We start from the raw sequence: 12,884 nt of genomic DNA on the forward strand, positions 1-12,884 counted from the left end.
CAAATGGTTAGCGAATTATTTTAATCCTTTTTATAAACGAGTTAGAGCATGAAAATACTGTTTATTTGTACGCATAATGCCTGCCGCAGCGTACTTGGCGAGGTTATAGCCCGCACACTTGGCAAAGGCCGTCTTGAAACCGCCAGTGCCGGCAGCGCTCCACGCGGCATAGTCCATCCTCTTACCCTGAAATATCTTAGCCAACATGGCTACAGCACTGATGGGTTAACGAGTCAAAGCTGGGATGAACTGAGCGACTTTGATCCCGATGTGGTTATAACCGTTTGCGATAGCGCAGCTGGCGAAAGCTGTCCGCTATGGATGGGTAAAACCCTAAAAGTGCACTGGGGTTTGCCAGATCCTTCTAAAGGTCCCAGTTCTGGAGAGAGTGTTTCTGGAGATCATGCTTCCGAAGAGGAAGAAGCTAAAGCTTTTGCGCATGTCATTAAGGTCATAGAAAAGCGAATTAACACGCTTCTGGAGAAAGATTTCGAACATATGGATGCTGATCAACTTAAAACTGAACTGCAACAACTTGGGGAGTTATTTTAATGGGTGTTTTTGAACGATTTTTATCGCTATGGGTTGCTTTATGTATCGTCGTTGGCGTTGTTTTAGGCAACGTTTTGCCAGAGGTCTTTAACTATATCGCTAAGCTAGAGTATGCCCATGTAAACCTGTTCGTTGCAGTGCTTATCTGGCTAATGATATTCCCAATGATGGTTCAGGTTGATTTCAAATCGATTAAGGATGTGGGCAAAAAGCCCAAAGGTCTGGTGTTAACCTTAGTCGTCAACTGGTTGATAAAACCGTTTACCATGGCCGCTCTTGGCGTACTATTCTTTAAGTTCTTCTTTGCAGATCTGGTTGACCCACAAACGGCAAATGAATATATCGCAGGTATGATCTTACTGGGCGTTGCACCATGTACCGCTATGGTTTTTGTGTGGAGCCATTTAACCAAAGGTGACGCCAACTATACCTTAGTTCAGGTATCGATTAATGATGTCATTATGGTGTTTGCCTTTGCTCCCTTGGCCGCCTTCCTGTTAGGTGTTACCAACATTACTGTGCCTTGGGAAACCTTGCTTTTATCGGTAGTCCTCTATGTGCTGTTACCGCTGATTGCAGGTGCCATAACCCGAAATGTACTGGACAAGAAAGATGACCATCATCGACTACACATGTTTCTTGTTAAGTCGAAACCATGGTCTATTTTAGGGCTATTACTAACCATCATTGTGCTGTTTGCTTTTCAGGCCGAAAAAATCCTCGCTAAACCGCTCGATATTGGTCTAATTGCTATTCCGTTACTGATTCAGACATATGGTATTTTTATCATTGCTTACGTCGCTGCAAAATTTATGAAGCTTCCACATAATATTGCCGCGCCAGCCTGCATGATTGGTACCTCGAATTTCTTTGAGCTTGCAGTAGCGGTCGCTATTTCATTGTTTGGACTGCATTCTGGCGCTGCATTGGCCACTGTTGTGGGCGTTCTAGTTGAAGTACCCGTGATGCTATCCCTTGTGGCTTTTGCTAACCGGACTCAGCATTGGTTTAAGGGGTAGGCTTATTTGTGGGGACACCTGATGGGTTGTCCCTGCTTTATTCATAAATATGTCCACTCTTGCCGTAGACTGGTCCTTTTGCTTGCCCTTTTGCATAAAGATCCTTAAGAGCAGATCCTGAATCAAGTTCAGGATGACAATCCTCTAGTTAGGAGTACCTGTTTTAGGTAAATCTTATTAATTTTGTAGGTGCACAATTAACTTTACCGTAAAGTCCCCCTGAATTAGTACCACACCAATTCCCATGTCATCCTGAACTTGATTCAGGATCTGCCTTTATCTTTCAATACAATAAGGGTTACATTAGCTACCAGGGACAACTCATGAGTTGTCCCTACGTCCTTCGAAAGCTGTATCCGAGTACTTCTCGCACCTACTTTGGGCTAGACGTACAGATACCGCCCCTACCCATTCTGATATTCATATATCTCAACTAATCAATACCAATTATTCCTCCTCATTCCTTGACAAAAATCAAGCAGTTAAACTCTTAATATGATATACATAATGTGTGCTTTACACTCTTAAACACATGGAATTAAGGAGTTTGCATCATGAATGAAGAAGAATTGAAAGCGGAAGCAAAAAAGCTTTACGAAAAGCTAAAAACCCAGCGCGATGAGCTAAAAGTTCAAGCTCACTTAGCGAAAGCGGAATTACGTGATAAATGGCAAGAAACCGAGCATGACTGGGAGCGTTTTGAAGCCAAGGCTAAAACTATTGGCAAAGGTGCTCAAAAAGCTTCTGAAGATGTTGGTAAAGGCTTTGTACTTTTGGGTCATCAACTGCAGGAAGCATACAAGGATATAAAGCAAGCATTTCGTTCCAGCGACCTTACTGACTAATCCCTATCATTAAGCTGGACAATACAGGATGAACCTTAAGGTCATAACTTACAATATTCATCGCGCAATTGGCGTTGATCGTCGGTTTCGTCCTGAACGAATTGTTGAGATTCTGGAGAGCTATGATGCAGATATTATAGCTCTCCAGGAAGTTGACGATGGAGTGCCCCGCTCGCGAGAACTAAATCTTGCTAAAGAACTTGCTGAAGCGCTTGATTTTCCTTATTACGTACTTGGCAAAAATGTAAGCCTCAAAAAAGGTCATTACGGCAACGCAACCCTCAGTCGTTTTCCAATCGTTCGCGAGCGAAATATTGACCTTACAATAGATAATAAAAAACGTCGTGGATGTCAGCATACAACCATCGATATTCCCTCAAGCCCCTCGAGAACAGTTCATCTTGATGTATTCAACCTGCATCTTGGACTTTCGGCTAAAGAGCGTGATAAGCAAATTCAAAAGTTATTAAACTCAACTGAACTAAAAAAGCTTGATGAAGATGCTAATAAGTTAGTAATCGGAGACTTCAATGATTGGAGGTCATTGCTACGCAAACCAATGACTGAAGAAGCAGGTTTCAAATGTGCCACAGACAGACGCTACAGGAACAAGGTATCAGCATTAAAAACCTATCCATCATTTTCTCCTAGAGGCGGATTGGACAGGGTCTTTTATCAAGGCGATTTAAAACTCGAAAATGTTTTCCTGTGTCGAAAAAAATTATCGAAAGTAGCCAGTGATCATAAACCGGTTATTGCCGAGTTTAAGATATAAATAATAGAGTAATAATCCAAATGGATAAAACCGAATCAATATTACCAGTTGCATTAAGACTAGGGATTAACTCACGCCATGAGCCTCTTATTTTTTTGCGTTCTGATTCGCCAGTAGCTCGCTCAGAAGGTTTTGAGAGCATGTCTCGTGTACTTGTACAAGTAAACAACAAATCAATTATTGCCACCCTGCTTATTGTATATAGTGATCTAATTCAGTCGGGTTTCGCAGGACTTTCGGAAACTGCCTGGAAACGCCTAAAGCTCAAAAAAGGCCAACGAATTAAACTATCACATGCTCCTCAAGTTGATTCTCTTGCCTATATTCGCGCTAAAGCATTTGGCCATGAATTAAATAAACATCAGTTGCAGGAAATTATGCGCGATATAGTGGATGGGCATTATATGGACGTGCATCTTGCTGCTTTTATTACTGCTTGTGCTAATAACAATATGACCCAGAATGAAATTCTGTATTTGACTCAAGGTATGGTTGATGCGGGTGAAACATTGACCTGGCCCGGTGATAAAATTGTTGATAAGCATTGTGTTGGTGGTTTGCCAGGCAATCGAACGTCGCCAATTGTAGTATCTATTCTCGCTGCAAAGGGACTCACCATTCCTAAAACATCTTCGCGTGCAATCACATCACCAGCGGGAACAGCTGATGTCATGGAAACGATGACCAAGGTTGATTTAAGTTTCGAGCAATTAAAACAGGTGGTTCAAAAACATCACGGCTGTCTTGCATGGGGAGGTTCTGTAAGCCTGAGTCCTGCTGACGACATTCTGATCAGTGTCGAGAAAGCATTGGATATTGATTTTGAGGGACAGCTGATTGCTTCAATTCTTTCGAAGAAGATTGCTGCAGGTTCAAAGTATGTATTAATTGATATACCCGTTGGGCCTACTGCTAAATTAAGAAGCGAAGAAAGTGCACAGGCACTAGCTAACCAACTGACCACTGTAGGTGGAGAAATGGGGCTTAAAGTAAAAGTCGTGCTAACCGATGGTTCTCAGCCTGTAGGCTACGGCATTGGTCCAGCTCTCGAAGCTTGGGATGTTATAGGGGTATTAAAAAATGCTAGTTCAGCACCAGCTGACTTAAAAGAACGCTCTGTGTTACTTGCTGGAGTGCTACTAGAGCATGCAGAAGTTGAGGCCACAGGTGAAGGCAAATCAGAAGCATTAAGAGTAATCGAGTCTGGAGAAGCGTGGAAAACCTTTATGCAGATTTGCGAAGCACAGGGAGGCTTTAAACACCCCCCTGTTGCTTGCTGCAAAATGGATGTTCATGCCGAAAGAAGCGGCTATATACGCCGCATCAACAACCGCCTCCTGTCACGTTTAGCTAAGCTCGCTGGTGCTCCGGCCGATCATGCATCAGGTGTCTACATGGAGGCAAAAGTAGGTCATTACATTACCGAGGGCTCTACTTTGCTTACTATTCACTCAGAAGCTCCCGGAGAGCTTGAGTATGCATTGGATTTCTACAACACCCACAAAGAAATGATTATTATTGAGGAAGGATTATGAGTACCCTGCTTTTTGATTTATCGGACAACCTGAATCTATCAGCGCCTGTTTGTGAAAAAATTGGGGCGACCATGGGTAAATTATCCATGCACTATTTTCCTGATGGTGAAGTTAATATTCAGCTACAGAATCAATGCAAAGGAAAAACAGTCGTCGTATTAGCTGACCTATCCCATCCAAACACCAAGATTCTTCCTTTATTATTTGTGCTGCGCATGATTAGAGAGCATGAGCCAGAAAAAGTTGTACTTATTGCACCCTACCTCCCTTACATGCGTCAAGATGCAGTGTTCAATGACGGTGAATCGATTCTTGCGCGACACTTTGCTGAAATACTTTCCGAAAATATTGATGCGCTGATTACGGTTGATCCTCACCTCCATCGTTTTTTTAGTTTGGATCAGGTGTACCCTATTCGAACTTATTTGGCTCACACGACCAGCCCAATTGCGCAGTGGATTAAAACTCATATCAATAACCCCGTCATCATTGGACCTGACAGCGAAAGTCGGCAGTGGGTTGAAGCAATCGCCAGTGAAATTCATGTACCCTTTTTAGTAGCCAATAAAGTCCGTCATGGCGATAAAGATGTAGAAATTACTATTCGAGGTATTGAAGATCACAAAGACAAAACGGTAGTACTGGTCGATGACATCATTTCAACGGGGCATACCATTCTAGAGATAACCAAACATCTAGAAGATGCAGGCATAAATACAATTAGCTGTATCGCTACTCATGCCATATTCAATGAAAATGCTTATGGCATGCTTTCTCAATCCCATATCAGCCAGATTGTTACCTGCAATACCATTCCTCACGTCAGTAATGCAGTAGATGTATCCGATAGCATTGCTGAAAGCTATAAACTGGTAAAGTGATGGGAATCAGTTGATGAGCTCGGAATGGCTTAACTTTTTTGCAGGCGTAGGTATTTTCCTATGGGGAATGTCGCTTATTGAATCAAGCCTGGCCAAACTAGCTTCCGGCAAGCTTAACTATTACCTTACTTCCTGGACAAAAACATCAATCTCCGCTGTAGCAACTGGTGCTGTATGTACCGCCGTTGTGCAAAGCAGCTCATTAGTCACCATAATTGTATTAGCACTTGCCAGTTCTAAGCTACTCAATCTAAAGCAGGCGGTTGGTGTTATATTCGGTGCGAACCTGGGTACTACGGCCACCGGTTGGCTGGTCACCTATCTTGGTTTTAAGTTCAGTCTGGGTGACTTTGCCATTTATTTTATTGGCTTCGCAGCGCTATTGAGAGTTTTCTTTGCAAAGAATACTAATCAAGTTGCTTTTTATACGCTGTTCATCAGTATTGGTCTGATTCTTTTCAGTTTAGATTTAATTAAATCCGGTACCATTGCGTTAAGCCACAACTTTGATATCACTAACCTACAAAGCCAGTCACCGTTCATATTCGTAGCTGTTGGTATTTTGTTAGCAACACTAGTTCAATCCAGCTCAGCTGTCATGATGATGAATTTAAGTGCTGCACACGCAGGGTTAATTAGTGTTGAACACGCATTTGCTATTGTAGTTGGTGCAGATATTGGGACAACGAGCACAGCAATTTTAGGCAGCATAAAAGGCGCTAAAATCAAGAAACAACTGGCATTGGCCCATGTTGTCTTTAATCTGACCAACGCAATTGTTGCTGTATTTTTAATACTACCTTTCATCAAAACAATCTTTGAGTTTCTAAATATCACTGATGTTTTGATTAGCATTGTAGCTTTCCACAGTATCATCAATCTGATTGGGATACTGGTTTACCTGACACTATTTAATTACTTTGTAAACTTCCTATCATTACGCTTTTCTGACAGTCTCAGCCCAATTGAAAGTAGACTGTCGTTGATCCCGGTTAACATGCCTCCGGTTGCCATCGAACATTTTCGTTCTGAAACCATTGCCTTCATGAACAAAGTGAGTCAGTTTAACCAGAAATGTCTATCAATAGATTACATCAATCCTGAACACTATTTTGAGCTAAAAAAAATGGAAGGCCTATTTATTAAGCTGTCTCGTCAATTATCAGAGCGACCATTGACTCAGGAACAAACACAGGTAATTTATAATCTTCTGGCAGCGATTAGGGACGGTATCTATTCGGCAAAGCTTCTGAAAGATCTTCTGGCAGATCTGGAGCAGCCAGATTTATCCGAGTCATATCATGACAAAACAATGTTCCCTATTTTTAATCAATCAAAGGCTTTCTATGAAGACTCCAGGCATCTATTCGATCAGAAAGTTGAGTTAAGTTTTAAAGACTTCAGTAAGAGTTGGTACGAAAAGCTTTACCACGAATTCAAAACCAGTGAAGCAAATCTCTTATCCTCACAAATAAGCCAGAACATTTCTGTGGATATCATTTCGACATTATTAAACTTAAACAAATCACTCTATAAATCCTGCAAATATTACATGCAGGCTTTAGAATTAATTGATAAAACGATAAAGGAAACCAACCATGAAAATTAAAGTCCATGGTGCAGCGGAAGAAGTCACCGGTTCCTGCATACAGATTACCACTGAACACAGCAATATCATCATTGATTGCGGTCTTATCCAAGGGGCTCCTAAAAAAGAGGAGCGTAACCGCGCGCCCTTCCCTTTTTCTCTGCGTGAACTTGATGCTGTTATCCTGACTCATGCTCACATTGATCATAGTGGCCGGTTACCGGTACTGGTTAGCCAGGGTTATCAAGGGCCTATTCATACTCATGAAGCCAATGCTGATTTGCTGGATATTCTGTTAATGGATAGTGCATTCCTTCAGGAAAAAGAAGCTGAATGGTCCAATACAAAACGTAGCCGCAAAGGGCTTAAATTACTTGACCCACTTTATACGCAGGATGATGTGCCGCCTGTTCTTTCTCTCTTGAACCTGCATCCTTATAAACAACCAATCGAGATTACAGAAGATATAACTATGGTTCTGCATAATGCAGGACACATTCTTGGATCATCGCATGTGGAGCTATTAGTTAAAGAAAATAGCCACACTAAACGTATCATTCTAAGTGGTGATATTGGTAACCCTGGTTCACCAATCCAGGAAGACTCAAATATCTATGGTAAAGCTGATTTGGTCATCATGGAGTCAACCTATGGTAACCGAAACCACCAAAGCTGGGATGACTCAATTATTGAATTAAAAACTGCACTCGACGAGGCCCGCCAGCATGGAGGCAACGTTTTGATACCCTCCTTTGCCGTCGGTAGAACACAGGTACTGCTGTATTACTTTGCTAAGTACTATAACGAGTGGCGTCTGAGCGATTGGGATATTTACCTCGATTCACCAATGGCAATCAAAGTGACGAATACTTATGGAAAGTATTGGCAACTCTATAAAAAAGAAAGCCAATATCTTTGGTCAGGCGAGACCTTGCATCAAAAGCTACCCAACTTAAAATTTACACCTGATACCGAGCAGTCAATTGAACTGAATAGTATTCACAAGGGTGCCATAATCATTGCAGGTAGCGGTATGATGAATGGTGGGCGTATTAAGCAACACCTAAAGCATAATATTTGGAGGCCTCAATGTTCTCTGATTGTTGCAGGTTTCCAACCTGAAGGAACTCTGGGTAATCGAATCGTAGAAGGTGCACCATACATAAAATTATGGGGTGAGACCGTTAAAGTAGCAGCCAAAGTGCACACCATCGGTGGCTTCTCAGCTCACGCCGGGCAAAAAGATCTACTGAAGTGGTATCAGAAGTTTGAGAACTCTCCTCGCCTGGTGCTTGTGCACGGTGCTCAAACCACCATTCAAGAATTCCATGACTTCATGACACAAAATGTTGATAGCGAAATAACTATCGCTAAGCAGGGAGAAGTAATTAGAGTCTAGATTAATTTTTGTTTGACTAATAACCAGCTAGCTCGAGCAACTTCATTGTCTTTGTAATTTTGCAGATGTTGGTTACGATGCTCAATAAATTGTTCGAGTTCTCTTTTAATTTCTGGTTGTCTGGTTTTTAGTTCATTCACTCGGGTGTTTAAACGTATGGTATCTCGCTGATATATATCGATTAAAACCTTCTGATCCCAGATAACCTTGCGAGCAGTCGTTAATTTGGATTCCGCTATGACATCATCCATATTCTTGGTTAATTCAAGTCCACTACCGATGTTAAAACTGTGACTTTTATAGTCGCTCTCAACCAAAATAAATCCATCATCCTTGATATGCTGAGATAGGATATCCAAGGACTCTACTCTGTCACCTAACACATTGGTGCAGGCTGGAAACACAATGACATCAAAAAGCTCAGTGTTGCGATCGAGAAAAGTAGAAATATCTTCACGAACAAATTCTACCTGCCCTCTGAGTCTTTGACTAAAGGCATCCATGGTAGCCTGTTGTACAAAATCGCTGACCACTTCAACACCAATGCCACGCCAGTTAAAATGTTTTGCGAGTGTCATAAGAGTTGCGCCTTTACCGCAACAGAGATCGAGAACACGTTTATCAGGAGCCGTTTTTTGTTGTTCATCTATGAGCTCTATCATATAGCCAGTATTACTACCGAGCTCTTTAAAGTCCTGATAAAGAAAAGGAAGGAAATCAACCAGCCGATGGCTGCTTAATTCTAAGGATTGTTTTACGGATTCAACTTCTTGAAAATTCATAGCTGACTCCTTATTTGAAATTAGGTACGAGCGCATAACCTATCGCGTATTAGGCTCGCACCTTCTTTGTACTACATTTTCAATGAGTTAGCTAGTACTCTTAACCCATTCTTTGACTATTTTATGCACAAATACTTGATGTCTAGATAGTCACTGATACCGTATTTTGAGCCTTCACGCCCCATTCCGGACTCTTTAACGCCACCAAATGGCGCCATATGATTGGAGATGATGCCTTCATTAAAACCAATCATGCCTGATTCTATTTGCTCACTCAGGCGTTTGATCCGATGGCGATCATCGGTATAGACATAGGCAGCTAAACCAGCTTTAGTGGCATTTGCCTGCTCAACAACAGACTCTTCATTGCTGAATGGGATTAATGACAGAACGGGGCCAAAGATCTCTTCGCAGGCAATATCCATATCGAAACTGACGTCGGTTAATATAGTCGGCTCGTAAATTTGATTGTGTTTGTCAGAGACATTCCCTCCCACAATAACTTTTGCACCCTTATCCTTGGCTGACTGTACCAAGCGTTTAACCTTATCAATTCCGGCCTGATTAATAAGTGGCGTTATAGAAACATCATCTTCAAGCCCTGAACCAGTTTTCATCGACTCCACTTTATTTGTCAGCTTCTCGACAATTTCCTGGTAAATTGTTTCATGGATAAAAACTCGATTAGCGCAAACACAGGTTTGTCCTGAGTTTCTGAACTTACTAGCCATAATGCCTTCGACTGCGTCATCAATATCTACATCATCAAATACAATAAATGGCGCATTGCCGCCCAGCTCCATAGTGACTCGTTGAACGTTTTCAGCTGCCTGGCTCATAAGTATCTTGCCCACTTTGGTGGATCCAGTGAAAGAAATCTTGCGAACCTTAGAGCTGGAAGTTATAGCTTCGCCAATTACACTAGCTTCACTGGTTGGAACCAAGTTAATAACGCCCTTTGGAATCCCAGCCTGTAGCGATAGTTCTGCCATCGCCAATGCAGATAATGGGGTTTCGGCAGCTGGCTTAATGACAACGGTACAGCCTGCGGCAAGAGCTGGTGCTACTTTACGGGCAATCATTGCCTGTGGGAAGTTCCAAGGTGTAATAATACCGACTACGCCAACCGGCTGTTTTATGACATGAATCTGTTTTTGGCCATCAGGGGAAGGAATAATATCGCCATCGATACGAAGCGCTTCTTCGGCGAACCACTTAATATAGTTAGCACCGTACTGAATCTCACCTTTAGCTTCTTTAAGAGGCTTGCCCTGCTCTGTAGTCAGAATTTCGGCAAGGTCATCAAGATTCTCAATGATCAAATCATACCAGGCCAATAGCTTATCAGAACGTTCCTGCGCGGTGGTTTTACTCCATGTTTGAAAAGCGTTGTGGGCAGCTTCAATCGCCTGATTTGCTTCTTCTTCCCCGCAGTCCGAAACTTCAACGATCAGTTCCTGCGAAAAAGGATCATCAACACGAAATCGCTTATTGGTTTTAACCCATTCGCCGTTAATAAAGGCGCGAGATTTGACTAATGATTCGTTCATAAGACTCCAAAAAAAAATGGCTCCATCTGGAGCCATCTTAACGAAGCTTATTGATTAATCAAAGTTTCACTACGTAACAGCGTGAAGAATTCGAGGTTTATACCTTAAGAGTTGAAAATAAAGTTACATACGTTCCAGAGTTTCGATGCCCAATAACTCTAGGCCCATTTCAAGTTGTGCCAAACAAATTTGACTCAAACGTAATAAGCTAGCCTGACGTGCTTTGTCAGGTTCATTCATTATGTGCTGCTTCTGATAGAAAGAACTGAACTGTTGCGCAAGGTTATAAAGATGCTCACAAAGATAATGCGGTGCACGCTTATCGACGGTTTTATCAAGAGCAGAAGGAAAGTCCAAAAGACCAAAGGTTAAATCCAATTCATTATCCGTGGTTGGCATTAAATCACCCGGTTTTGCACCAGCCTCTTCAGCCTTACGTAAGATTGACTTAATCCGAGCAACCTGCATCAACAAGTATGGACCTGTCTTGCCTTCAAATTCACTGAATTTTTCCAAATCAAAAATATAGTCTTTGATACGGTAATTTCTTAGATCAGCAAACTTCAAGGTTGAAATAGCTACTTTATGAGCGATCTCTTCTTTTTCATCGTCATTGAAATCGTCACCGAAGTTACTTTCTGCCAACTTCTTACGGGCTTCTTCTTTTGCCATCTGGATAAGGTCATGGAGTTTCATGACACCGCCAGAGCGAGTCTTAAAGGGCTTGCCGTCCTTGCCATTCACCGTACCGAAGTAAGTATGTTCGTATTCGGTATTGGCGTTCATACCCATCAGATCCGCTGCTGCAAAAACCTGTTTAAAGTGCTGCTGCTGACGACCATCAACTACGTAAAGAACAAGATTGGCATGATCGTCATAAACACGCTCATAAAGCGTTGCTAAATCTGTTGTGCCATACATCACTGCCCCATCAGATTTGCGCAAGATTAGAGGTGGCATAACTGCCTCACCCTGCTCGTCTTTAAACGGCACAATCAAAGCGCCTTGGTCACGGACCGCAAGACCTTTGTCTTCAAGTTCCTGAATGACTTTAGGAATAAATGGATCGGCATCACTTTCACCTTTCCACAAATCAAAACTAACACCCAGCTCGCCATAGTCACGTTTTAAGGTTGCGACCGAAACATTAACAAAGTGCTGCCACAAGGCACGATAACCAGCACGACCATTTTGTAACTCAAGTGTCGCCTGACGGGCTTTCTCTGCGGCGGTCTCATCAGACTTACACAAGCCTGATTCCTGAGGATAAATTTCTTCTAAATCCTGAATGGTTACTGGTGACTCTTCGGGATATGGACCGTTAAAGTCGGCATCAAAATACACTAACTCCGGCTGACGCTTTTTCAAACCTTCTATCAGCATACCCATTTGCGTGCCCCAATCTCCCAAGTGAGCATCGGAAACAACGTTATAGCCTTTAAAACGGAAAATACGCTGTAATGAGTCGCCAATGATGGCTGTGCGTAAATGCCCAACGTGCATGGACTTGGCAACATTAGGGCCACCGAAGTCGATCATGACTTTTGTGTTGGATTTATCCTCGTGACAACCGAAGGTATGATCGGAGCCGAACGTTTCCAGTGTTTTCGCTAGCGACTCAGCATTGACAAAAACGTTGATGAAACCGGGGCGAACAACGTCGACTTTCTCAATCAGACTATTTTCAGATAACGCTGCAACCACTTTTTCAGCAGTAACGAAAGGATTGCCTGCACCCAGCTTAGCTGCAGCCATGGCACCATTACATTGATAGTGGCCTAAATCAGGACGGTTTGAACGCTGAACATCGCCAAGCTCACGTGGCAGTTCAAGACTTTCAAATGCATCGGCAAATAATTGGCTGAGTTGTTGTTCGATAGATACAAGCATTTTGATTACAGGTCCAGATCGTTGAAACAATAGAAAAAATTGGCGCTATTATACCTGCTTGAGCTGTG

11 protein-coding genes are annotated in these 12,884 nt (G+C 42.3%); 8 read left to right on the forward strand and 3 right to left on the reverse strand.

Annotated elements, in window-relative coordinates; all coding sequences use genetic code 11:
• Positions 1 to 48: 48 nt before the first annotated feature.
• The 8 genes from CW740_RS06310 to CW740_RS06345 all read left to right on the forward strand — a co-directional run bounded on the left by CW740_RS06310 (position 49) and on the right by CW740_RS06345 (position 8,594).
• Positions 49 to 552 (forward strand): arsenate reductase ArsC, encoded by a 504-nt coding sequence (locus CW740_RS06310; RefSeq protein WP_106646725.1) that lies wholly within the window; start codon positions 49 to 51, stop codon positions 550 to 552.
• Positions 552 to 1,571, forward strand: a complete 1,020-nt coding sequence (gene arsB / locus CW740_RS06315) for an ACR3 family arsenite efflux transporter (RefSeq protein ID WP_106646726.1) — start codon at positions 552 to 554, stop codon at positions 1,569 to 1,571. Before CW740_RS06310 ends, arsB begins: the two co-directional genes overlap by 1 nt.
• Positions 1,572 to 2,125: 554 nt before the next feature.
• On the forward strand, positions 2,126 to 2,416 hold the full coding sequence (locus tag CW740_RS06320) for a hypothetical protein (RefSeq protein WP_106646727.1): 291 nt from the start codon (positions 2,126 to 2,128) through the stop codon (positions 2,414 to 2,416).
• Between the two features lie 28 nt (positions 2,417 to 2,444).
• Entirely contained in the window at positions 2,445 to 3,191 is a 747-nt protein-coding gene (locus CW740_RS06325) for an endonuclease/exonuclease/phosphatase family protein (RefSeq protein WP_106646728.1), read from the forward strand.
• Positions 3,192 to 3,211: 20 nt separating this feature from the next.
• Positions 3,212 to 4,726 carry a thymidine phosphorylase family protein gene (locus tag CW740_RS06330; protein ID WP_106646729.1) on the forward strand — a complete coding sequence of 505 codons (1,515 nt, stop codon included), beginning with the start codon at positions 3,212 to 3,214 and terminating at the stop codon, positions 4,724 to 4,726.
• The gene (locus CW740_RS06335; RefSeq protein ID WP_106646730.1) at positions 4,723 to 5,607 is read left to right on the forward strand and encodes a ribose-phosphate diphosphokinase; all 885 of its coding nucleotides are present in this window, start codon (positions 4,723 to 4,725) and stop codon (positions 5,605 to 5,607) included. The genes CW740_RS06330 and CW740_RS06335 overlap by 4 nt, the downstream gene beginning before the upstream one ends.
• Before the next feature lie 13 nt (positions 5,608 to 5,620).
• Positions 5,621 to 7,216 carry a Na/Pi cotransporter family protein gene (locus CW740_RS06340; RefSeq protein ID WP_188459690.1) on the forward strand — a complete coding sequence of 532 codons (1,596 nt, stop codon included), beginning with the start codon at positions 5,621 to 5,623 and terminating at the stop codon, positions 7,214 to 7,216.
• Positions 7,206 to 8,594, forward strand: coding sequence for an MBL fold metallo-hydrolase RNA specificity domain-containing protein (locus CW740_RS06345; RefSeq protein ID WP_106646731.1), 1,389 nt, complete (start codon positions 7,206 to 7,208; stop codon positions 8,592 to 8,594). Before CW740_RS06340 ends, CW740_RS06345 begins: the two co-directional genes overlap by 11 nt.
• Here CW740_RS06345 and CW740_RS06350 read toward each other — a convergent pair.
• The 3 genes from CW740_RS06350 to argS all read right to left on the reverse strand — a co-directional run bounded on the left by CW740_RS06350 (position 8,591) and on the right by argS (position 12,816).
• Positions 8,591 to 9,376, reverse strand: coding sequence for a class I SAM-dependent methyltransferase (locus CW740_RS06350; RefSeq protein ID WP_106646732.1), 786 nt, complete (start codon positions 9,374 to 9,376; stop codon positions 8,591 to 8,593). The two genes, CW740_RS06345 and CW740_RS06350, sit on opposite strands and share 4 nt — an antisense overlap.
• A 116-nt stretch (positions 9,377 to 9,492) precedes the next feature.
• Positions 9,493 to 10,926, reverse strand: coding sequence for an NAD-dependent succinate-semialdehyde dehydrogenase (locus CW740_RS06355; protein ID WP_106646733.1), 1,434 nt, complete (start codon positions 10,924 to 10,926; stop codon positions 9,493 to 9,495).
• 123 nt (positions 10,927 to 11,049) lie between these two features.
• Complete coding sequence (gene argS, locus CW740_RS06360) at positions 11,050 to 12,816, reverse strand: arginine--tRNA ligase (protein ID WP_106646734.1); 1,767 nt, start codon at positions 12,814 to 12,816, stop codon at positions 11,050 to 11,052.
• Between the last annotated feature and the right edge of the window lie 68 nt (positions 12,817 to 12,884).

The sequence above is a fragment of the Kangiella profundi genome (genome assembly GCF_002838765.1).
GTDB lineage: Bacteria > Pseudomonadota > Gammaproteobacteria > Enterobacterales > Kangiellaceae > Kangiella > Kangiella profundi.